Source organism: uncultured Oscillibacter sp. (assembly GCF_950073225.1).
Classification (GTDB): Bacteria; Bacillota; Clostridia; order Oscillospirales; family Oscillospiraceae; genus Oscillibacter.
In genome coordinates this window covers 1-21,535 of sequence record NZ_CATMPS010000001.1, presented here as the reverse complement: position 1 = coordinate 21,535, position 21,535 = coordinate 1, and the positions used below count along the sequence as shown (strand labels likewise).

15 protein-coding genes are annotated in these 21,535 nt (G+C 65.1%); 5 read left to right on the top strand and 10 right to left on the bottom strand.

Annotation, left to right across the window (positions count from 1 at the left end; genetic code table 11):
• The first annotated feature begins 82 nt into the window (after positions 1–82).
• Positions 83–265, top strand: coding sequence for a ferredoxin (locus tag Q1M04_RS00075; RefSeq protein WP_293281258.1), 183 nt, complete (start codon positions 83–85; stop codon positions 263–265).
• A gap of 35 nt (positions 266–300) precedes the next feature.
• On the opposite strand, the gene Q1M04_RS00070 is transcribed toward Q1M04_RS00075, so the two are convergent.
• From Q1M04_RS00070 to prfB, 4 genes are all read right to left on the bottom strand, one after another.
• Positions 301–2,463: a Tex family protein gene (locus tag Q1M04_RS00070; protein ID WP_297996779.1), complete on the bottom strand. Its 2,163-nt coding sequence runs from the start codon at positions 2,461–2,463 to the stop codon at positions 301–303.
• 22 nt (positions 2,464–2,485) lie between these two features.
• On the bottom strand, positions 2,486–3,874 hold the full coding sequence (locus Q1M04_RS00065; RefSeq protein ID WP_297996781.1) for an MATE family efflux transporter: 1,389 nt from the start codon (positions 3,872–3,874) through the stop codon (positions 2,486–2,488).
• Positions 3,875–3,956: 82 nt separating this feature from the next.
• Entirely contained in the window at positions 3,957–4,634 is a 678-nt protein-coding gene (locus Q1M04_RS00060) for a hypothetical protein (RefSeq protein ID WP_297996784.1), read from the bottom strand.
• A gap of 5 nt (positions 4,635–4,639) precedes the next feature.
• Entirely contained in the window at positions 4,640–5,764 is a 1,125-nt protein-coding gene (gene prfB, locus Q1M04_RS00055) for a peptide chain release factor 2 (protein WP_297996786.1), read from the bottom strand.
• A 573-nt stretch (positions 5,765–6,337) separates the two neighbouring features.
• Here prfB and Q1M04_RS00050 point away from each other — a divergent pair.
• The 4 genes from Q1M04_RS00050 (at position 6,338) to Q1M04_RS00035 (ending at position 13,930) form a co-directional block, all read left to right on the top strand.
• Positions 6,338–10,498 carry an S-layer homology domain-containing protein gene (locus tag Q1M04_RS00050; protein ID WP_297996788.1) on the top strand — a complete coding sequence of 1,387 codons (4,161 nt, stop codon included), beginning with the start codon at positions 6,338–6,340 and terminating at the stop codon, positions 10,496–10,498.
• 141 nt (positions 10,499–10,639) lie between these two features.
• Positions 10,640–11,659 carry a C39 family peptidase gene (locus Q1M04_RS00045; RefSeq protein WP_297996791.1) on the top strand — a complete coding sequence of 340 codons (1,020 nt, stop codon included), beginning with the start codon at positions 10,640–10,642 and terminating at the stop codon, positions 11,657–11,659.
• A 142-nt stretch (positions 11,660–11,801) separates the two neighbouring features.
• Positions 11,802–12,362, top strand: coding sequence for an RNA polymerase sigma factor (locus Q1M04_RS00040; protein WP_297996793.1), 561 nt, complete (start codon positions 11,802–11,804; stop codon positions 12,360–12,362).
• Positions 12,359–13,930: a hypothetical protein gene (locus Q1M04_RS00035; RefSeq protein WP_297996796.1), complete on the top strand. Its 1,572-nt coding sequence runs from the start codon at positions 12,359–12,361 to the stop codon at positions 13,928–13,930. The genes Q1M04_RS00040 and Q1M04_RS00035 overlap by 4 nt, the downstream gene beginning before the upstream one ends.
• 51 nt (positions 13,931–13,981) lie before the next feature.
• On the opposite strand, the gene Q1M04_RS00030 is transcribed toward Q1M04_RS00035, so the two are convergent.
• The 6 genes from Q1M04_RS00030 to Q1M04_RS00005 form a co-directional block, all read right to left on the bottom strand.
• Entirely contained in the window at positions 13,982–14,860 is an 879-nt protein-coding gene (locus tag Q1M04_RS00030; RefSeq protein ID WP_297996798.1) for an aldose 1-epimerase family protein, read from the bottom strand.
• A gap of 15 nt (positions 14,861–14,875) precedes the next feature.
• The gene (guaA, locus tag Q1M04_RS00025) at positions 14,876–16,417 is read right to left on the bottom strand and encodes a glutamine-hydrolyzing GMP synthase (protein WP_297996800.1); all 1,542 of its coding nucleotides are present in this window, start codon (positions 16,415–16,417) and stop codon (positions 14,876–14,878) included.
• Positions 16,418–16,490: 73 nt separating this feature from the next.
• Positions 16,491–17,111: a hypothetical protein gene (locus Q1M04_RS00020; RefSeq protein ID WP_297996802.1), complete on the bottom strand. Its 621-nt coding sequence runs from the start codon at positions 17,109–17,111 to the stop codon at positions 16,491–16,493.
• 81 nt (positions 17,112–17,192) lie between these two features.
• Positions 17,193–17,768, bottom strand: coding sequence for a xanthine phosphoribosyltransferase (locus Q1M04_RS00015; protein WP_297996804.1), 576 nt, complete (start codon positions 17,766–17,768; stop codon positions 17,193–17,195).
• 174 nt (positions 17,769–17,942) lie between these two features.
• A complete protein-coding gene (locus Q1M04_RS00010) occupies positions 17,943–18,764 on the bottom strand; it encodes a P-loop NTPase (protein ID WP_295755661.1) in 822 nt (273 codons plus the stop codon).
• A 40-nt stretch (positions 18,765–18,804) separates the two neighbouring features.
• The gene (locus tag Q1M04_RS00005) at positions 18,805–21,054 is read right to left on the bottom strand and encodes an ATP-binding protein (RefSeq protein ID WP_297996806.1); all 2,250 of its coding nucleotides are present in this window, start codon (positions 21,052–21,054) and stop codon (positions 18,805–18,807) included.
• Positions 21,055–21,535: the final 481 nt, after the last annotated feature.

Genomic DNA, 21,535 nt, shown 5'->3' with positions numbered 1-21,535 from the left:
GTTTCCCCGGGATTTTCCAGGCTGGACAAACCGCCCCGCCGGCGTTATGATGGAGAAAGCACATGGCAAGGAGGTCTGTCATATGACCGTCACTGTGGACGAAAAACGCTGCATCGCCTGCGGCATGTGCGCTTATGCCGCGCCGGAGGTCTTCCGGGTTGTGGGAAGCGCCTCCACCGTCGTTGCCCAGCCGGAGGGGAAGAGCCCCCGGGTCCGGGACGCCGCCAACGGCTGCCCGGTAAACGCCATCCGGGTGGAGGGATGAGCGCGCAAAAAAAGGCCCGGAGGGGCCTTTTTTTGTTATTTCGCCTGTTTCATGGAAAGGGAGATCCGCTTTTTCTTCTCGTCCACCTCCAGCACCTTCACCTTTACCACGTCCCCCACGGACACCACCTCCGAAGGGTGCTTCACCCGGCGGTCCGCCACCTGGGAGATGTGGACCAGCCCGTCCTGGTGGACGCCGATGTCCACGAAGGCGCCGAAGTCGATGACGTTGCGCACCGTCCCCGTCAAAATCATGCCGGGCTTCAAGTCCTTCATCTCCAGCACGTCCGTCCGCAGCACCGGCTTTGGCAGATCGTCCCGGATGTCCCGGCCCGGCTTCATCAGCTCCGCCACCACGTCCCGCAGGGTGGGCACGCCCACTCCCGCCTCTCCGGCGGCCTTTTCCTCGCCGTAGGCGGCCACCTGGGCGGAGAGGTTCTGGAGCTTTCCCGCCTTCACGTCCGCCAGGGAATGGCCCGTCAGGGCCAGCAGCTTCTCCGCCGCCGGATAACTCTCCGGGTGGACGGCGGTGTTGTCCAGCACGGAGGCGCTCTCCGGCACCCGGAGGAAGCCCGCGCACTGCTGGAAGGCCTTGGGGCCCAGCTTGGGGACCTTTAGGAGCTGCTTCCGGGCGGTGAAGGGGCCGTTCTCCTCCCGGTAGGCCACAATGTTCTTCGCCGTGGCCGCCGTCAAGCCGGAGACCCGCTGGAGAAGGGAGGGGGAGGCGGTGTTCACATCCACCCCCACGGCGTTGACGCAGTCCTCCACCACGCCGTTCAGCGCCTCGTCCAGCCGCTTGGGCGGGCAGTCGTGCTGGTACTGCCCCACGCCGATGGACTTGGGGTCGATTTTCACCAGCTCCGCCAGAGGGTCCTGGAGCCGCCGGGCGATGGACACGGCGGAGCGGAGGTTTACGTCGTACTCCGGGAACTCCGCCGCCGCAAGCTCGCTTGCGGAGTACACGGAGGCCCCGGCCTCGGAGACAATCATGTAGCGGACCTGGGCCCCGGCGGCGCCCACCTGCCGGATGAGCTCCACGGCCATCTGCTCCGTCTCCCGGCTGGCGGTGCCGTTGCCGATGGCGATGTGCTCCACGCCGTGCTTTTGGATGAGCCGGGACAGCAGGGCGATGGCCTCGGCCTTCTTCCGCTCGTTGTAGGTGGGGTACACCACGGCGGTGTCCAGCACCTTCCCCGTGCCGTCCACCACCGCCACCTTGCAGCCCATGCGGTAGCCCGGGTCCAGGCCCATGGTCACCTTGCCCTTCACCGGGGGCTGCATCAAAAGGGGCTTTAAATTCAGGGCAAACTGGCCCACGGCCCCCTCGCCGGCCTCCTCCGTCAGGGCGGAGCGGGCCTCCCGCTCCAGGGAGGGGAAGATCAGGCGGTCGTAGGCGTCCTCCGCCGCGGCCTTGACAAACTCCATGGCCCGGCTTCCCGGCATGACCACCCGGCGGCGCAGGGTCCGCAGGGCCAGCTCCCGGTCCAGCCGGACGGAAACCTTCAGCTTCTCCTCCTTCTCCCCCCGGTTGATGGCCAGGACCTGGTGGCCCTGCATCCGGGAAAGGGGCTGGGTGAAGTCGTAATAGAGCCGGTAGACCGTGTCCTCCTCCACGGCGGCCTCGCTGCGGAGGGTTCCGTTTTTCGCCAGCAGCGCCCGGAGGGCCTTGCGCAGCTCCGCGTCGTCGCTGAGCAGCTCCGCCACGATGTCGGAGGCCCCCGCCAGGGCGTCCTCCGCCGTCTCCACGCCCTTTTCGGGGTCGATATACCTGGCGGCTTCCTCCGCCGGGTTCGGGCAGTCCGGCCCCTGGGCGAAGAGGAGCTCCGCCAGGGGCTGGAGGCCCTTCTCCCGGGCCATGGCGGCCCGGGTGCGGCGCTTTTGCTTATAGGGGCGGTACAGGTCCTCCACCTCCGCCAGGGTGGCGGCGGCGTCGATGGCCTGGGCGAGCTCTTCGGTGAGCCTGCCCTGCTCCTCGATGGATTTTTTCACCGCCTCCCGCCGCTCCTGGAGGCCCCGGAGGTATTGGAGCCGCTCCTCCAGATTGCGGAGGGTGGTGTCGTCCATGGCTCCGTGGTGCTCCTTGCGGTAGCGGGCGATGAAGGGGATGGTGTTGCCCTCGTCCAGAAGCTGGACAACATTGGCGACATACTGCGGGTTCTGGTCCAGCTCCTGGGCCAGCTGGGTGATGATGGGTTCCATATAACCTCCTTTGACGTCTGCGTCAGCCCTGGAGGGCGGCGATTTTTGCCTCCGCCGACCGCATGGTCTTGCGGAGGAAGATGATGCTCAGTACCAGGGACACCAGCTCCGAGATGGGGAAGCAGAACCACACCAGGTCCAGCTTTCCCGTCTGGGCCAGCAGCCACGCCGCCGGCAGCAGGGCCACCAGCTGGCGGCAGACGGAGCAGATCAGGGTATGAACCGGGTTTCCAATGGCCTGGCACACGGACCCGGCGATGATGTCGAAGCCCGCCATCAGGAAGGAATAGCTGATGACCCGCAGGGCCATGGTGCCGATGGACAGCATCTCCGCCGAAGGAGAGAAGAAGCCCAGCAGCACCCCCGGAATCAGGTTGAAAGCGGAACAGCCGATGACCATGATGACTGTAGCCACTGTGGCAGTGAGCTTGATGGTGTCCCGGACCCGGTCCAGCCGGACCGCGCCGTAGTTGTAGGAAATGATGGGCACCATGCCGTTGTTCAGGCCGAAGACCGGCATGAAGATAAAGCTCTGGAGCTTGAAGTAAGCCCCGAAGACCGCCGTGGCCGTGTCCGTAAAGGAAATCAAGATCTTATTCATGCCGAAGGTCATGATGGAGCCGATAGACTGCATGACGATGGAGGGCACGCCCACCCGGTAGATCTCCCGGACCACGGCCCGGTCCGGACGGATGGAACGGAGGCGGATGTGGATGTCCTTATTGAACCGGAGGTTCATCCAAAGACCGATAAGGGCGGCCACAATTTGGCCGAAGACGGTAGCCACGGCGGCCCCCGCCACCTCCAGCCGGGGAAAGCCGAACAGGCCGAAAATCAAAATGGGGTCCAGAATGATGTTGAGGATCGCGCCGATGAGCTGGGTAATCATGGAGTAGACCGTCCGGCCCGTGGACTGGAGCAGCCGCTCAAAGCAGAACTGGCTGAAAATGCCGATGGACAGCCCCAGGCAGATGCGGGCGTAGTCCGTGCCGTAGTCCACAATGGGCTGGATGTCCGTCTGGGCCAGGAAGAAGGGCCGGGCCAGCAAAATGCCGCACACACCGAAGACCACGGCGCTGACCAGGAAGACAAAGATGCCGGTGTTGGCGGCCTGGTCCGCCAGGTCCTGCTTCTTCTCCCCCAGGGAGCGGGAGAGCAGGGCGTTCATGCCAACGCCCGTGCCGCCGCCCACGGCAATCATCAGGTTCTGGAGGGGGAAGGCCAGGGAGACGGCGTTCAGCGCGTCCTGGCTGATTTGGGCGACGAAGACGCTGTCCACGATGTTGTAGAGGGCCTGGACCAGCATGGAGATCATCATGGGCACCGCCATGCCCGCCAGCAGGGGGGCGATGGGCATGGTGCCCATCTTGTTTTCCTGGGGGGCGGGTGATTGCAGATTGTTGTTCTTCATCTCTAGTATCCTTTCTGTATACGGGGGGATTTGCGGAAAAAGGACGCGGCTCTATGGCCGCGCCTTTTGGAAGGCTGGGGAGTTATTCCGGGTAGCGGGTGAAGATGACGCGGACGGACTCGCCGGGCCAGCGCGGCTCGGCATTTACCCGGGTGGGGTAGTTGGGAACGGTGTCAAACCATTGGACCTTGCCCCCCACATTGCCGTCGGCGGTTCGGATGCAGGGAAGGCCCCCCTGGTCATGGGCGGTGGTCATGGCGATGTTGACATGGGCCGCGGCGCCGTCGGGATTGACGCGGAAGACAATGTCCCCGGGGCGCACCTGGGTGTTGTCGTCCAGCCTGCGGACGGGGTTGGCGCTGGGGCCGAACACATAGTCGCTGAGCATGGCCGCGAAGGCTCCGCAGGCCTCCTCGTGGGAGAGCTGATATCCGGCGACGCAGGCGGCTCCTACGGATGTCTCCGGGTCCGAGCCGTATACGTTGTTGCCGGACTGCACCCGGCTGGAGTACGTCCAGGTCATGCCGTCGGGCCAGAGCCGCTTGGCCTCCGCCAGCAGGGCCAGGACGTTTTCCTGGGTGACGGGCTGGCCGTTCCGCAGGGTTCCCGTGGGGTTTTGGGGGTCCGTGACGGACCAGGCGGTCCCGGTTTCCGTGACCTCGCTGATCACGGCACCCTCCTCCGCCTCCGGGACGGCGCCGCCCGCCGGGAGCGGGCAGGTCAGGCAGAGGACCAGGGTCAAAAGCAAAATCGGTTTCATGCCGCTTATTTCTTCAGCTCTCCGGTGGCCAGCTGGGTGAGGTAGGCGTTGAGGAAGCCGTCCAGATCCCCGTCCATGACGGCGTCGATGTTGGCGGTTTCAAAGCTGGTCCGGGTGTCCTTCACCATCTGGTAGGGCATGAAGACATAGGAGCGGATCTGGCTGCCCCACTCGATTTTCATCTGGACGCCCTTGATGTCGGAGATCTTTTCCGCGTGCTGCTGGGCTTTCAGCTCCAGCAGCTTGGCCCGGAGCATCTTCATGCAGTTGTCCTTGTTTTGGAACTGGCTCCGCTCCTGCTGGGAGGCTACCACGATGCCCGTGGGCTTGTGGATCAGCCGGACGGCGGAGGAGGTCTTGTTGACGTGCTGGCCGCCCGCGCCGCTGGCCCGGTAGACCTGCATCTCGATGTCCTCGTCCCGGATTTCAATGGTTTCGTCGTTTTCAATCTCCGGCATGACCTCGATGGCGGCGAAGGAGGTCTGCCGCCGGGCGTTGGCGTCGAAGGGGGAAACCCGGACCAGGCGGTGGACGCCGTTCTCGCTTTTCAAAAGCCCGTAGGCGTTTTCGCCCTCGATGGAGATGGCGGCGGACTTGATGCCCGCCTCGTCCCCGTCCTCATAGTCCAGAATTTTATAGGTGAAGCCCTTCCGCTCCACCCAGCGGGTGTACATGCGGTAGAGCATCTGGGCCCAGTCCTGGGCCTCGGTGCCGCCCGCCCCGGCGTGGAACTGCAAAATGGCGTTGCAGCCGTCGTACTCCCCGGAGAGGAGGGTGGCCATCCGCGTCTCGGCGGTCCGGTCCTCCAGGGCGGCGAACTCGGCTTTCAGCTCCTCCAGAATCTCGGCGTCGTCGGCCTCCTGGCCCATCTCGCAAAGGGTGGTCAGGTCCTCCCAGGCGGAGAGGAGCTTTTCCTGCCTGGTGATTTTATTCTGGAGCTGCTTGAGCCGCTGCTGCACCTTCTGGGACCGTTCCAGGTCGTTCCAGAAGCCGTCCTGGGCGGTCTCGTCCTCCAGCCGCGCGGCCTCCTGCCGCGCCGCGTCGATGTCCAAAGCGGCGGAGAGCTCGTCCAGCTCCGGCTTTAAGTCCCGGAGCTTCTGCTTGTAAGCGTCGTATTCAATCAAAGCCATGGTCATTCTCCATCCTTACAGATTTCTCAGCCTATGTATTATATAGGAGGGAAATTTATTTGTAAAGAGAAACCTTTTCCGGGGTTCGCAATCAGAAAAATTGACAAAAAACACCGCCGCATGGTATGATATTTCCGGCGCTGCTCTCAGGCAGGCGGCCGGTCCCCTGCGGCAGGGGGCAGCTTCTTGTCCCCTGATCGAGAGAAAGGGGGGCTGTTCTATGATTACATATTCAGATCTCTTTGAGTTCTGTCTGGTCGTCATCGGCGTTTGCAGTCTGTTTCTACAGGCCCGTAAAAAGAAGTAACCGCCCCTGGCTCCAACCGTGGCGGTTACTTCTTTGTAACTAGCAGGGGGCCAGCCGTCTGCCGGCAGCGCCCTATAGCTTTATTATACACATTTCCGCCCCGTTGTCAACCTTGGCAAAGGGGGCTTTTGTCACAATATGATACCAAAATGTTGCCGCATGTTCACAATTCGTTCACAATTGCGGAGGCGGTTTCCGCTATGATGGTACAAGTGAGATTGTCCCATTGCGAGTATCCAATTTTCGGCAGGCACGGAGGTAACCTTATGAACAATTTTTGGAAGAGAAAAGTACCGGCGTTTCTCCTGACGCTGGTGATGCTGGCGAGCCTTGCGCCCGCTGCTTTGGCGGTGTCCGCCTTATGTACAGATGGCAAGGCGCACACCTGGAGCGAATGGGCTACCACCGAGCCCACCTGTAAAGATCCGGGCGTGCGAGTTCGGATTTGCAGTAAATGCCAGGAAACGGAAAAAGAAACCTTAAACAAGACGGATATCCACAATATGAAGCCCGTTGCCGGTGCCGGTAAACCGGCTACCTGCCTTACGGAGGGTATCGAAACGCTCAAATGCGATATCTGCGGGCTTACTTACACCAATAAACTGCCTAAAACCCAGCATACACCGGGCGCCAACGGCGTGTGCACCGTCTGCCACGCCCAGGTTAACACGCCGTCCACAACCACCTATACCGTGACCTACCGGGTGGGCAGCGGCACCCCCTCTTCCGAGACCGTGGCCAAGGGCGGCTATCCCGCCAGAGTGCCCTCCAGCCCCGCGCTGACCGGCGTCCCCGGCAGCCACGCCTTTGTGGGCTGGGTCAAGGGCGACCTCTCCTATCCCGGCTACCGGAATCAGGCCACGACGACCCCCGGCGCGACCACCGTCACCGGAAACGTTACCTACACCGCTGTCTACCGCCTCAACGCCACGGGGCGGAACGACACCCTGGCCGTGGGCACCACCGCCGGGAAGCTGGTGGGCACGGAGCTGCGCAATAAGATCGCCGCCATGTTCGGCTCCCTGACGGGGGAGAGCAGCTTTTCCTCGGTCGCCTTCTCCACCAGCGGCAGCGGGAGGCTCTACCACAACAGCAAGCAGGACTCCCTCAACTACACCTACACCTACAGCGAGCTGTCCAGCTATGTTTACTGCGTCCCCAGCGCCGCGGGGAACTTGAACGTGGCCTACACCGCCGTGGATAAATACAGCAACCAGATCTCCGGCACCATCACCCTCTCCGGCACCCCCAAGAACTCCTCTGAGATCGTCCTCCGGGTGGCCCCCGGCGGCACGGTGAACTTCAAGGCGGAGCGGTTCGAGGATGCCTATGAGGAGCTCAGCGGCAAAACCTCCCGGCTGGAGACCGTGGAGTTCCTGGTGGACAGCGACTATAAGAACTTTGACGGAAAAATCTACCGGGGAAACAGCAGCCTCAGCGCCGCCGACCTGGACGACTTCGACTTCTACGTCGACGACAGCCGCTACGGCGACTACGACCTGGACACCCTCAGCTTCCGGGCGGACAGCCGGGCCGACGCGGGGGACGAGCTGGAAATCACTGTCCGCTACTATGACCGCTCCAATTACCATTATGACGGCACCCTCCGCGTCATTATTGACAAAAGCGGACGGCAGGAGGGCGAGGTGGTCTACCGGGTGGCCCCCGGCGGCTCCGTCACCTTCAACCGCAGCGACTTCAACCAGGCCTATCAGGATCTGGCCAACACCAGCCGGACCCTGAACTACATCGAGTTCGTCCCCGGCGACGCCTACACCACCTTCGGCGGCAAGATCAGCGTCGCGGGCCACTCCGACTTCACCAAAAACGAGCTCTCCCGGGAGTGGTTCTATTACTCCACCGACCGGCGGGACAGCTACGGCATCGACGACCTGGTCTTCCGGGCCTCCAGCGGGGCCAGGGACGGGGACTCTCTGGAGATTCCCTTCTGGGCCAGCTATGACCGGGACGACGAGGTAAAGTGCACCCTGCGGATTGTCATTGACAAGAACGGCTCCCAGGACACGGTTACCCTGAACGTGGCCCCCGGCGGCACCGCCCGGCTGGACAAGGCGGCCTTCAACAAGGCCTACCAGTATCTCTCCGGCTATTCCAACCGGACCATCCGGGCCGTGTCCTTCTACGCGCCGGACAGCTACCGGAACTTTGACGGGGCGCTGTACGTGAAAAACGAGGACCTCCGCCTCCAGGACCTGACCCATGACGAAACCTGGTTCTACTACAGCTCCCGCGACGCGGGCCGGGACGACTACCTCTTGGAGGACGTGACCTTCCAGGCGGACCGGAACGCCCGGGAGAACGCCAGCCTGGCCATCCCCTTCCGGGCTTACTACAGCAATGACCGGGAGGACTATGAGGAAGGCACCTTCCGCATTGTGGTTACTTCCGAGGCCAACACCGTTTCCTATGAGGCGGCCCCCGGCGGCTCCGTCGTCTTCACCGCCAGCGACTTCGACCGGGCCTATCAGGCCATGTCCGGCACCAGCCGGACCGTCAGGTACGTGGCCTTCGAGGCGGGCAGCGACTACGCCAGCTTCGCCGGAAAGCTCTATGCCGGAAACGTGGCCCTGACCCGCAGCGATCTGACCTACTCCAAGGCCCAGTTTTACAACGGCACCCCCAGCTACGGCTCCTACTCCATCGGCAGCCTCTACTTCCGGCCCGACGCCGCGGCCAAGGACGGCAGCTATCTGACCATGCCCTTCCGGGCCTACTACGACAGCAGCGATTACGAGCAGGGCACCTTGAAGCTGACGGTGGGCTCCGGCGGCGACATTTCCTACACCGTCACCCCCGGCAAGACCGTGAACTTCGACCGGACCAAGTTTGACGACTTCTTCCGCAAGACCTACTCCAGCTCCAGCCTGGACTACGTGATCTTCGACGTGCCCGGCACCGCCGATCTGCCGGATTCCTCCGGCACCCTCTACACCGGGTACGGCACCAGCTACTCCACGTCCTTCAACCGCAGCGGCCTCCGGGACGTCCGCTTCTACTACAACTCCAGCGACGCGGGCCGGAACGACTACGCGCTAAACGATCTGACCTTCGCCGCCGCCAGCTCCTTCACCAGCGGCAAGGTGTCCCTGCGCTTCACCGCCTACGGCACCAACGACCGGGAGGTGGAGGGCACCCTGGTCATCACGCCGGCGACAGCCTCCGTTACCTCCAACTTGATGGGCAGCGTGCGCTACGCCGTCACCGCCGGGACAAACGTCCAGATCAACGCCAACGACCTGGCCCGGTTCTATAAGAGCGCCTACCCCGCCGGGACTCTCCAGTACGTGGTGCTGGGCGACGTGCCCGCCGCCGGGGCCCTGTACTACAACTATTACGGCGCCAGCCGGTACGGCACTTCCTCCCGGGAGCAGATTACCGCCTCCAACCGCAGCCGGAACTTCTACGTCAGCCCCGCCTCCCAGGCCGAATACGCCTTGACGGAGCTTACCTATGTGCCCTCCGGCTCCAACTACTGCGCCGCCATCCCCTTCACGGCCTACGGCACCAACGGCCAGTCCGTCACCGGAGGCATCCTCATCAGCGTCACCGCCAAGGCGGTCTCCGAGGTCTACGGCCCCACGCCCAAGAACACCGCCGTCACCTTCCCCGCCTCCTCCATCGCCGCCGCCGTCTCTGCGGCCACCGGCACCACCCCCAGCGGCGTCCAGCTTCTGAAGCTCCCCGCCGCCAATGTGGGCACGGTCTATGTGGGGAATTCCACCACCCCGGCCAACACCTCCACGGTCTACGGCTATAACACCGGGTCCGAGCAGCTGGGCCAGCTGCGCTTCGTGCCCCAGACGGGCTACACCGGCCCGGTGGAAATCCCCTACGTGGCCGTGAACGCCAGCAACGTCCCCATCGCCTCGGGCCTGTTCTCCCTGGGCGTGCTGACCACCAACAAGAAATTCGGGGACATCAACGCCGCCACCTGGTGCTATAAATACGTCACGGAGCTGGCGGACGCCGCCGTCATCGACGGATACGCCGACGGAAACTTCCGCCCCGACAGCACCATCACCTATGGCGCGGCATTGAAGCTCATTATGCTGGCGGCGGGCTATCCCGAGCAGGCCCCCACCGTTCCCGGCAGCACCTTCAGCGGGTATCTGGCCAAGGCCCAGGCCGACGGCCTGGTCACCCGGAGCAACGTGGCCCTGAACGGGCCCATCACCCGCCTCCAGGTGGCCCAGCTGGCCGCCGGGGCACTGAAGCTGGACATCAACAACCTCTCCAGCGTGAAACCCTTCACCGACACCGCGGACGTCTATGTCCAGGCCCTGAACGCCGCGGGCATCGTGGAAGGCTACTTCAACAACGGCACCAGCACCTTCCGTCCCTCCAACACCCTGACCCGGGGCCAGGTCTCCGCCATCGTCTGGCGGATGCAGAACTACCGGAAATAAGCGTTTGCCCACAGGGCTGCCCTCCGGGGCGGCCCTTGTGCGTTCCATCCGGAATTTTCTCCCGGGGGAACGCCTCCGCCGCTCTTGAAGCGGGCCGGGGCCCCGTGGTATAGTAGAGAAAAGAACCAAAGGAGATTCGCCATGCGCCGAGAGACCTCCCCGGAGGAAGAGGCCCTGGAGGAGCTGCGCCGCCTGAAAGGGCGGGAGCCCCCCAGGCGGAAAAAACGGCCCCCCTGGGTCCGGTATATCGCCGCCGTCCTCCTGGCCGCGGCCTGCATCGGCGGGGCGGAGCTGACGGCCTGCCGCTTCTTCGCCCCGGCCCTCTACGAGGAGCTGATGGAGCCGGTGCGGGAGACGGCGGGCCGGGCCCTGGAGGCCGCCGTGGGGGCGGGAACCGCCGCCGCCGGAAAAGCGGGGGAAGCGGCCGCGGCCCTGACCCTCCGGGTCCGGGAGCTTCGGGAGGCCCTCCGGGACTGGATGGAGGAAGCCGCCGCTCCGCCTCCGGAGGCGGAGCCCTTGGCGGAGGCCGATTCCGCCCTGGCTCAGCCGGAGATTGCCCCGCCCAAGGACATCCTGGATCCCCTTATCAGCGACATCATCCTGCGGGAGGGGCAGGAGGTCCTCACCGGGGGCGGGGTGGACATAGTCTACTTCAACCAGACGGACGAGCTTCGGGCGGAACAGCGCTACGGCTCCGATCCCCTGGCCACCCACGGCTGCGGCCCCACCGCCATGGCGATGGCGGTTTCCTCCCTCACCGGGGAGACTGTGGACCCGGCGGACATGGCGGCGTTCTGTGTGGAGCAGGGGTATTGGTGCAGGGGCCACGGGTCCTACCTTTCCATTGTTCAGGGCGTGGCGGAGTCCTGGGGGCTGGACTGCGAGTCCCTGTCCCCGGAGTCCCTGGAGGCGGACGAGATATACCGCCGCCTGGCGGGCGGGGATGTCGCCGTGGCCCTGATGACCAAGGGCCACTTTACCAAGGGCGGACACTTCATCCTCCTCCGGGGGACGACCCTCAGCGGGGAGATTTTGGCAGCGGACCCCGCCAGCCGGGACCGAAGCCTGATCCCCTGGGATTTGCCGCTGATTTTAGAGGAGCTCTCCCCCAGCCGCCACGACGGCGCGCCGCTGTGGGTCCTCTCTAAACCGGCGGAGTAGCGGACAGGCCCCTTTTTAAGGGGCCTGCTCCCGGCGGCGGGGGAGGAGGCTTCTTTTTCAAACCAAACTTTTTTTGCGGCGCCGCGAAACCGGGGCGGCGCTTTTTTCGTCTATATGGGCAGAAGGAGGGAGGCGGAAGCGCATGGAGGACGGACGGATCATCGAATTGTATTGGGACCGGGACCAGAGGGCCATTCCGGAGACTGCCGGAAAGTATGGGCGGATGCTGCACGGCATCGCCTGGAACCTGCTCCGCAGCCGGGAGGACGCGGAGGAGTGCGTCAACGACACCTACCTCCGGGCCTGGGAGGCCATTCCCCCCGCCCGGCCCGGGGCCTTTCGGATCTGGCTGGGGCAGATTACCCGGAATCTCTCCCTGGACCGCTGGAAGAGCCTCCGGGCGGAGAAGCGGGGCGGCGGCGCGGAGCTGCTGCTGGGAGAGCTGGAGGACTGCCTTCCCGCGTCCGGCAGCGGGCCGGAACGGGAGCTGGAGGACCAGGAGCTGGCGGAGCTGCTGAACGTGTTTTTGCGGGGCCTCTCTCGGGAGGGACGGGCTATGTTCCTGCGGCGGTACTGGTACGGCGAGAGCGTGGCGGAGGTAGCCCTGGCCCTGGGCTGCGGGGAGGGGAAGGTGAAATCTTCCCTCTTCCGAAGCCGGAAGGCTTTGCGGGAGTATCTGGAAAAGGAGGGGATCGCGGTATGAGAGCGGAGCGGCTGTTCCGGGCGCTGGGCCTGGTGGACCCGGCGCTGGTGGAGGAGGCCCTGGAGATCCGGGCCCGGCGGGTGGAATGGAAGCGCTGGGCGGCCCTGGCGGCGTGTTTGGCGCTGGTACTGGGCTTTGCGGTTTCCGGGGGCTTTCGGGGCGATGGCGGCATGGCTCCGGGGGGCACGGATGCCGGGAGCTCCGGCGGCGCGATGGACGGGGACGCCGGTGCCGACGGCGGCGGGGACGGAAGCGGCGGCGCGGAAGGCGGCATTGCCTTCTTATCCTACGCCGGGCCGGTGCTGCCCCTGGACACGCTGGAAAATCCGGCGGAGCTGACGGCGGAGCGGACGGTCACCTGGGACTTCGCCCCGGGAGCCTATCCCGACGGGGAGCGGCGGCAGTGGGGGGCGGAGGTGACGGACGCCTATATCCTTCGCAACGGCACGGAGGAGGACCTCGCCGTGACGGCCCTGTACCCCTTTGCCGGAAGCTTCGCGGAGCTGGCCCTGCCCGCCGTGACGGTGAACGGGGAGGCCGTGGAGCCCGCGCTGTACGCCGGGGCCTACGCCGGGGGCTTCCAAAGCGCCGCCGGGCCGGAGGGGGCGGATACCTTGAATCTGGCGGGCCTTAGCAGCTGGAGGGAGTACAAGGCCCTGCTGGAGGATGGGGCGTACCGGGAACAGGCGCTGGGAGAATACCCGGCGCTGGACAGTCCGGTGACGGTGTACGAGTTCTCGGACTTTGAAGCGCCCCACGGGGAATACCGGGCGGCGACCCAGGCGGTTTCCTTTACCATCAACCCGGAGAGGACCACTGTGTTTACCTACGGTTTCAACGGCTGCGAGTGGGACGGCGGCTTCCGGCGGTACAGCTATTTCGTTCCCGACGGCATGCGGCGGGAGACGGAGCGGAAACTGCTGGTGGTTTGGGGGGAGGACATCGGGGAGTATGCTCTCCAGGGCTATCAGAACGGCGGCTGTAACCGGGGAGAGGAAATTGACGGGGTGTCCTGCTCCGTTGCCCGGCGGGAGACCACCTTGGGCGCGGCGCTGGATTTGGCCTGCCGGGATTCCGCTGCATGGTATGGGGAGGACTGGGTTTCGGAAGAGGGCCCCGTTACCTTTGCAATGTACCGGGGGGCGGCGGCGGAGCTACTGAGCCAGTATGGGCCCCTCTCCGGCACGCCCATGGACCGTTATGCCGACGGGCGGCTGGACGACCTGATACAAGAGACCCTGCACCAGGAGCGGGTGCTGTACCTCCGTTTCCCGGTGACGGTCCCCGCCGGGGGGAGCGCGGAGGTGGAGTGCGCCTTCTGGAAAGCGCCCAGCTATGACTTTGGCTGCTCCGGCTCGGAAAACGAGGGGCTCCAGGGCTATGACCTGGTAACCCGGCTGGGGTCCTCGCTGAACTTCACCCGGCAGAGCGCCGCCCTGGTGAACGCGGAGAACGTTCAGATTACGGGGCAGGATTTCGGCTTCGATCCGGAGGGCGGCGTCACCTCTGTGGAGCTGGATTTGGAACAGGAGCACTATTATTTGGAGGTCCGGCCCGTGGAGGAATGACCTCGGAACAGGAAAAGCCCCTCCGGCACGTTCGCCGGAGGGACTTCTTTGTCAAATGTTCAAGAGGGTAAAGGTGTAGGTGAGCTCCTTCCACTCGCCCGGGGCCAGGGTGAGGGCGTGGGGCTTATCCTGGAAGCGGCCCGTTTCGCCGGTATAGGCGGCGCAGCCGTGCCAGGGCTCCATGCAGAGGAAGGGCGCGCCGGGCTTGGTCCAAAAGGCAATCATGGGAAAGCCCCGGAAGTCCAGGGAGACGCCCCGGCCCGTCTCTTTATGCAGAAGGGAAACCCGCTGGGAGCAGAGGCCCTGGAAAATGAGGGTGTCCAGGCGGCGGAAGGTTTCGTAGTCCAGGGTTACCTTCCCGCCGCGGAGCATGGGCTCCCTCCCGCCGCCCCGGAGGAGGCCCTGGGGGGTGAGGAGGAGGGTGTCCGCGTCCTCAGGCTGGTCGAACACCAGCTCATAGTCCTCGAAGCGCTCGCCGCCCAACAGGGGGCAGCGGATGGCGGTGTGGGCCCCGATGCAGAAGGGCAGGGGGGCCGGGCCGGGGTTCTCCACGGCGAAGGTGGTGGAAAAGCCGTTTGCGAGGAGCTGGTGCCGGACCTGAAGGACGAAGGGGAAGGGATACCGGGCCAGGCTCTCGGGGCTCTCCCGGAGCTCCAGGACGGCAAAGTCCGGCGCCCGGTCCGTCAGGGTGAATGTGCTTTGCCGGGCGAAGCCGTGGCGGCCCATTTCAAAGCTCTGGCCGTTGATGTCCACCCGGCCGTCTTTCAGGCTGCCCACGATGGGAAAGAGGATGGGGTTCTGGCCGGACCAGAAGGCGGGGTCCCCCTGCCAGATGTATTCGGTACCGGCGCTGTCCTGAAGGGAGACCAGCTCGCCGCCCAGGGGGCGGACAGAGGCGGTGAGGGAGGGGGTGGAGAGGGTGATGGACATGGGGGTGTCCTCCTGTTATTCGTATTCAATCGTCGCCGGGGGCTTGCTGGTGATGTCGTAGAGCACCCGGTTGATGTGGGGCGCCTCGTTCACCACCCGGACGCTGACGCGGTCCAGGACCTCATAGGGAATCCGGGTCCAGTCCGCCGTCATAAAGTCGCTGGTGGTGACGCTCCGCAGGGCCAGGGCGTAATCGTAGGTCCGGCCGTCCCCCATGACTCCCACGCTACGCAGGTTCGTCAGCACGGCGAAGTACTGGTCCATGGTCCCGGCAAGGCCCGCCTTGGCAATCTCGTCCCGGAAGATGAAGTCCGCCCGGCGGAGCAGATCCAGCTTCTCCTTCGTCACCTCGCCGATGCAGCGGATGGCAAGGCCCGGCCCCGGGAAGGGCTGGCGGCTCACCAGGTACTCCGGCAGGCCCAGCTCCCGGCCCAGCTGGCGCACCTCGTCCTTGAAGAGCATCCGCAGGGGCTCCACGATTTCCTTGAAATCCACATAATCCGGCAGGCCCCCCACGTTGTGGTGGCTCTTGATGACGGCGGCGTCCCCCGCCCCGGACTCGATGACGTCGGGGTAGATGGTCCCTTGGGCCAGGTAATCCACCCGGCCGATCTGTTTGGCCTCCGCCTCGAAGACCCGGATGAACTCCTCGCCGATGATTTTGCGCTTACCCTCCGGCTCGGTCACGCCGGAAAGCTTGGAGAGAAAACGATCCTCCGCGTTGACCCGGATGAATCGGATGTCCCGCTGGGAGAAGACGGACTCCACCTCGTCCCCCTCGTTCAGGCGCATGAGGCCGTGGTCCACGAAGACGCAGGTGAGCTGGGGCCCCACGGCCTCCGCCAGCAGGGCGGCGGCCACGGAGCTGTCCACCCCGCCGCTGAGGGCCAGGAGGACCTTTCCGTCCCCAATGGTTTCCCGGAGGCGGCGGACGGCGGTTTCCTTATAGTCCTCCATGGTCCAGTCGCCGGAGGCTCTGCAGATTTCATAGAGGAAGTTCCGCAGCATGGCCGCGCCCTGCTCGGTGTGGTTCACCTCCGGGTGGAACTGGACGCCGTAGAAGCCCCGGGCCTCGTCGGCGATGGCCACGTTGGGACAGGCGGCGCTGCGGGCCGTCAGGCGGAAGCCCTCGGGGACCTTTTCCATATAGTCGCCGTGGCTCATCCAGGTGACGCTTTTCGCGGGAAGGCCCCGGAAGAGCTTACAGTCCGTGTCGAAGGCGGTTTCGGTCTTGCCGTACTCCCGGGCGGAATCGCTCTGGGCGGCGGCGACTTTTCCCCCCAGGTGGTGGGCCAGGAGCTGGCAGCCGTAGCAGATGCCGAGGAGCGGCACGCCCAGCTGGAAGATCTCCGGGTCCGCGTGGGGGGCGGCGGGGTCGTAGACGCTGCCGGGGCCCCCGGTGAAGATGATGCCGATGGGGGCCAGGGCCTTCAGGTCCGCGACGGGGGTGGTGTGGGGCTTGACCTCGCAGTAGACCCCCTGCTCCCGGACCCGGCGGGCGATGAGCTGGTTGTACTGGCCGCCGAAGTCCAGAATGACGACGGTTTGATGGGGCATAAATGGTTCCTCGGTTCTTTTGTTAGATTTGGCCGCCCCGGAGGCGGGAGGACGCGGCGGACAGGGAGGCGCGTCAGGAAGAAAGCTCCGCCCCGCCCCACTCCACCACGGTGAAGCCGGTGCGCTTAAAGGGGGGAAGCTCCTGGGCGGGGAGATCCGCCGGGGCCTCCAGGGGTTTCCAGGCCATAAAGACCCGGAGGAGGCTGTCCGGCTCCGGGGTGACGGTAAGGCGGGCGTGATTCGTGTAGTCCTCCGCCTGGAAGGCGATCAGGTTATAGGGATTGGCCTCCATCCGGGGAAGCCAGTAGACGATGAATTCGTTGGCCTCCCGGCGGGTGAGGCCCAGGCGGCTGAGGGTGTCCTCCAAAAAAGCGGCGGTGTCCGCTCCGGGAACGCAGAAGCCCCGGGAGAAGTTGTACTCCGTCCGGGCCACGCCCTCCCAGTAGAGGTAGCTGTAGGTCTGGCCGGACTCGTCCCTCAGGGTGCCGTCCGGGGCGGCGGTGACGGTCCAGCCGTCTTCATAGGCGGGATAGGTGCAGGTGAGCGTTCCGTCGTAGTCCAGGCGGACGGTGACTTCCGTCTCCTCCTCCGGGTAGAGGTAGATCACGGGCTTGGCGTCGCCCGCCTCCGCCTCCCGGCAGGCGGAGAGAAGCAGCAGGGCCGCGAGGCACAGGGGGAACAAAATTCGTTTCATGGGAAAGCCTCCTTTTCAAAATCAGTCTATCTGCATCTGTAAAGACGAGAAAAGGGGCGGGGAGGTTGCGGGGAGGGGGAATTATTCCTCCCGGAAGACGATGCTGCCCGGCTCGGCGGACTCGATGACGGCCAGGGAGTGGAGGTTTACCCCCGCCTCCCGGAGGCGGTCGCCGCCGCCCTGGAAGCCCTTTTCCACGGCGCAGCCGATGCCCACGAGCTTCGCCCCGGCCTTCTCCACGATGTCGCACAGGCCCCGCATGGCCTCGCCGTTGGCCATGAAGTCGTCCACCACCAGCACCCGGTCCCCGGCGTGGAGCCACTCCCTGCTGACCAGGAGGGTGACCTTCTTTTTATAAGTATACGAGAAGATGTCGCTTTGATACAGGCCGCCCTCGATGTTGTCGCTCTTGGCCTTTTTGGCGAAGATCATGGGCTTGCCGAAGTGGCGGGCCACCACGGCCGCCAGGGCGATGCCGCTGGCCTCGGCGGTGAGGATGACATCCACGCCGTCCATGTCGAAGTGCCGTCCCAGCTCCTGGGCGATGTGGTCCATCAGCTCCGTGTCCACGCGGTGGTTCAGGAATCCGTCCACCTTGATGATGTTTCCCGGGAGGACCTTACCCTCCTTGACGATGCGGTCTTTCAGCTCCTGCATAGCGCGTTCCTCCTTATATCATATGGTTACCCTTCTTATTATGTCGAATGACGGCGGATTTTGCAATTGCCGTTCCCCACAAAATCGGGGCGGGGTCTTGTGCGGTCAGTACATATTTTTGGAAAAAGCGGCGCGCCCCGCCCTGGGATTCCGGGGACGGAGCGCGGTTTTGGCTTAGGTTTTCTCCAGCAAATCGGCGGCGGCGTCCAGCCAATTGCCCTGGAAGGATTCGATGTCCCCCGCGTCCGCCAGGGCCGCCAGGGCCGGGTCGATGGGCATTTCCGCCAGCAGGGGCAGGCTGTGGCGCTTTGCCGCCCCGGCGGTCTTCCCCTCGCCGAAGAGGCGGAGCTTCTTTCCGCAGTCCGGGCAGAGGACATAGCTCATGTTCTCGATAAGGCCCAGGATGGGGACCTCCATCATCTCCGCCATCTTCACGGCCTTCTCCACCACCATGGAAACCAGCTCCTGGGGAGAGGCCACCACCACGATGCCGTCCAGAGGGATGGACTGGAAGACGGAGAGGGACACGTCCCCGGTGCCCGGGGGCATGTCGACAAAGAGATAGTCGCAGTTCCAGAGGACGTCCGTCCAGAACTGCTGGACCACGCCGGAGATGACCGGGCCCCGCCAGATGACCGGGTCCGTCTCGTTGGGCAGGAGCAGGTTCGTCGACATCATCTGGATGCCGGTGCGGGACTCCATGGGGTAAATGCCGTCCTCCCCGCCCACGGCCTGGCCGTGGACGCCGAAGGCCTTGGGGATGGAGGGGCCGGTGACGTCCGCGTCCAGAATGCCGGCGGCATGGCCCCGGCGGCGCATGGTCACCGCCAGCTGGCTGGTGACCATGGACTTGCCGACGCCGCCCTTGCCGGAGACGACGCCGAAGACCTTGCCCACCCGGGCGTGGGGGTTCAGCTCTTTTAAAAGGGACTGGGGCTCCTGGCGGTCCGCACAGGACTCGCCGCAGGTGGAGCAGTCGTGGGTGCATTCGCTCATGGTGATGATCTCCTCTTTCATGAAAATAGACGAGTGTATTTTATACCCCCTCCGCCGGGGCCGTCAAGTGCCGGATGGAGACGGCGGGGTCGTCTTGGAAATACGCCGCCTCCCGGCTGTGGCAGGTGAAAAGCAGGATCTGGCGCTTCTCCGCCTCCTTGCGGAGATAGTCCAGGGCGGCGGCGCAGCGCTGGTCGTCAAAGCTGGAAAGGGCATCGTCCAGGACGATGGGCACGGCGTTCTCCGGGGGCAGGACCAGATCGCAGACCGCCAGGCGCACCGCCAGGTACAGCTGGTCCGCCGCCCCGGCGGAGAGATAGCCCACGTCCCGGGGGACGCCGGTGCCCGCGGGCTCCGCCGAGACCCGGAGGGTCCGGTCCAAAATTACGCCGCCGTAGGCCCCGCCGGTGAGGCCGTCGAAAATCTCGGCGGCGCGCTTCCCCAGGGCGGGGGAGAAGCGGCCCTGAAGCTGGGTGTTGGCATGGGCCAGGGCGGACATGGCCAGCTCGATGGCGGCGTACTCCGATTCCAGGGCGGCGATCTCGTCCGTCAGACGCTCGGCGGCGGCTTGGAGGGCCAGGGGTTCCCCGGCGGCGTGGAGCCGCCCGGCAATGCGGTCCAGGCTGGAGCGGAGGGCGGACAGGTCCGCCCGGACGGCCTCCAGCTCTTCCAGGACGGCATCCCGGTCCCGCTCCGGCGGGAGGAGGGGCGGGGCGTTCGGGTTCTCCTGGGCGGGAGTCTGCCCGGCTTGGAACTCCACCCGGAGGCGGGCCTCGTGGGCGGCTTTCTCCGCCTCGCCAAGCTCCCTGCGGAGCAGGGCGCTGGCACGGAGGGCCGCGTCGGCGGAGGGAATGTCGTAAGCGGCGGGGGCGAAACGGCGGACCTCCTCCAAAATGCCGTCGGCGTTCACATCCACGGACTGCCAGAGGCCCTGGGCGGCGGCGGATTTGGCGGAGGCCTCCTGCTTGGCGGCGTCCCGGTCCGAAAGAAGGGCGGCGTAGGCGTCGGCCAGGGTCTGGATCTCCGCTGAATCGGCGGTGCCGTAGCGCTCCGTCAGGGCGGCGGACCGGGCCTGCTTCCCCGCCCGTTTCCAGAGGACCAGGGTGAGGAGGAAGGTCAGCGCCAGCAGCCCGGTGGCGGCGCCCAGGGCGGCGGCGGGATTTTTGAAATAGAAATACACCCCGTAGCCCGCCCCCAGAGAGACGCAGAGGCAGGCCAGGGCCGTCAGCAGCAGGGGAAGCGGGGAGCGCCTGGCTTTGGGCAGGGGGCCGGCGGCTGTGCGCCGGGCCTCCTCCGCCGTCTGCCCGGCGAAGGGGCTGGCGGAGAGCTTTTCCTCCGCCTGGGCCAGGGCGGACTTGGCGGCGTCATAGGCCTCCTGGGCCTTCTCGGCGCTTTTGCGGACGGTGTTCAGGTTCACGATGGCCCCCCGGAGCCGGACGGTCACGTCGTTTTCGGGGACCTGCTCCTCCTCCAGGCGGCGGCGGAGGGCGGCGGCCTTCTCCTCCGCCTGGACGGCGGCGTCCTCTACCTTTTGGAGATCCTGGCGCTTCCGGTGCTCCGCCCAGCGGTCCAGGCCGGCCAGCTCCTCCTTTAAAGAGGATTCCCGGGCCTCCAGCTCCGCCGAGCGGGCCAGCAGGTTCTCCCGCTGGCGGGCCAGCTCCGCCTGGGAAGCCAGCTGGGCCTCCGTCTCCTGGAGCTCCGCCTCCAGGGCGGGAAGCTGGCCGGTCTTGTTGTGGCGGCGGCGGTTGAGCTGCTTTTTCAGAGCCTCCACCGCCTCCGTATAAGAAGTATCCTCCTCCCCGGAGGTGACCAGGGCGGCAATGCGCCGCTCCAGCCCCGAATCCTGGGTGACGGCCACGCCCCCCTGGCGGATGAAGGCGCTGCGGGCGTACACCTCCCGGCTGACGCCCAGTAGGGTTTCCCCGCAGTTGGCCCCGGTGAGGCCGGGGACCGGGTCGGCGGTGCCGGTGTAGAGGGCCTGGAAGTCCCCCATGGGGGCCGTCTGGCGGCGGGTGGTGCGGAACAAGGTCAGGGCGTCGTCTCCCGCCCGGCAGTCCAGGCGGCCGGACATGGAGCCGCCGTCCCAGGGGGCGTAGCGGTTTTTGTCCGCCAGGACGCCGGCCCGGTCCCGCTCCTTGGTGTTGACGCCGTAAAGCATGGCGAGGAGGAAGGCGCACCAGGTGGACTTCCCCGTTTCGTTGGGGGCCTGGAGGATGTTCAGGCCGTCCTGAAGCTCCAGGGTCTGCTCCCGGAGGCGGCCGAAAGTGGCGGTCATGCGGCGGATCAGCAAGAGGATCAGCTCCTTTAAAAACGTGATTTCTTAACGGTAACCAGAAAAAGGCCCGGCCTCCGCCTTACATATTTACAAAGAAGGCGGGAAACCATAGGGACAGTATAGCACAGGCGGAGGGGTTTGCACAGAAGGATTTTAAAATTGACCAGAGGTACGACCAAATTTCGGCCCGTTCTCCGGCATTTTACAAAAAACGAAAAAAATTCAAAAAACCGCTTGACAAACAAGGAGGGGCGTGGTAATCTAACAAAGCTGTCTGACACGGCGGCTGGGGCGCAAGGGTTTGCGGTTCGGACTTGAAAAGTTTCCGAAAAAAACACTTGACAAACCGGAAACGGCGTGATAGAATAGCAAAGCTAAATTCTAAAACGTGAGGCCCGGCGGCAGGCACGAAACGAGATGAAAAAAATCTCAAAAAAGTGCTTGACAAACGGAGATGAACGTGCTAGAATAGCAAACGTTCCGCCGATGAGGCGTG

What these genes read in the sequence shown, in the direction of transcription:
- Q1M04_RS00075 (WP_293281258.1), top strand. Translation starts at nt 83, where the DNA reads ATGACCGTCACTGTGGACGAAAAACGCTGCATCGCCTGCGGCATGTGC.
- Q1M04_RS00070 (WP_297996779.1), bottom strand. Translation starts at nt 2,463, where the DNA reads ATGGAACCCATCATCACCCAGCTGGCCCAGGAGCTGGACCAGAACCCG.
- Q1M04_RS00065 (WP_297996781.1), bottom strand. Translation starts at nt 3,874, where the DNA reads ATGAAGAACAACAATCTGCAATCACCCGCCCCCCAGGAAAACAAGATG.
- Q1M04_RS00060 (WP_297996784.1), bottom strand. Translation starts at nt 4,634, where the DNA reads ATGAAACCGATTTTGCTTTTGACCCTGGTCCTCTGCCTGACCTGCCCG.
- prfB (WP_297996786.1), bottom strand. Translation starts at nt 5,764, where the DNA reads ATGGCTTTGATTGAATACGACGCTTACAAGCAGAAGCTCCGGGACTTA.
- Q1M04_RS00050 (WP_297996788.1), top strand. Translation starts at nt 6,338, where the DNA reads ATGAACAATTTTTGGAAGAGAAAAGTACCGGCGTTTCTCCTGACGCTG.
- Q1M04_RS00045 (WP_297996791.1), top strand. Translation starts at nt 10,640, where the DNA reads ATGCGCCGAGAGACCTCCCCGGAGGAAGAGGCCCTGGAGGAGCTGCGC.
- Q1M04_RS00040 (WP_297996793.1), top strand. Translation starts at nt 11,802, where the DNA reads ATGGAGGACGGACGGATCATCGAATTGTATTGGGACCGGGACCAGAGG.
- Q1M04_RS00035 (WP_297996796.1), top strand. Translation starts at nt 12,359, where the DNA reads ATGAGAGCGGAGCGGCTGTTCCGGGCGCTGGGCCTGGTGGACCCGGCG.
- Q1M04_RS00030 (WP_297996798.1), bottom strand. Translation starts at nt 14,860, where the DNA reads ATGTCCATCACCCTCTCCACCCCCTCCCTCACCGCCTCTGTCCGCCCC.
- guaA (WP_297996800.1), bottom strand. Translation starts at nt 16,417, where the DNA reads ATGCCCCATCAAACCGTCGTCATTCTGGACTTCGGCGGCCAGTACAAC.
- Q1M04_RS00020 (WP_297996802.1), bottom strand. Translation starts at nt 17,111, where the DNA reads ATGAAACGAATTTTGTTCCCCCTGTGCCTCGCGGCCCTGCTGCTTCTC.
- Q1M04_RS00015 (WP_297996804.1), bottom strand. Translation starts at nt 17,768, where the DNA reads ATGCAGGAGCTGAAAGACCGCATCGTCAAGGAGGGTAAGGTCCTCCCG.
- Q1M04_RS00010 (WP_295755661.1), bottom strand. Translation starts at nt 18,764, where the DNA reads ATGAGCGAATGCACCCACGACTGCTCCACCTGCGGCGAGTCCTGTGCG.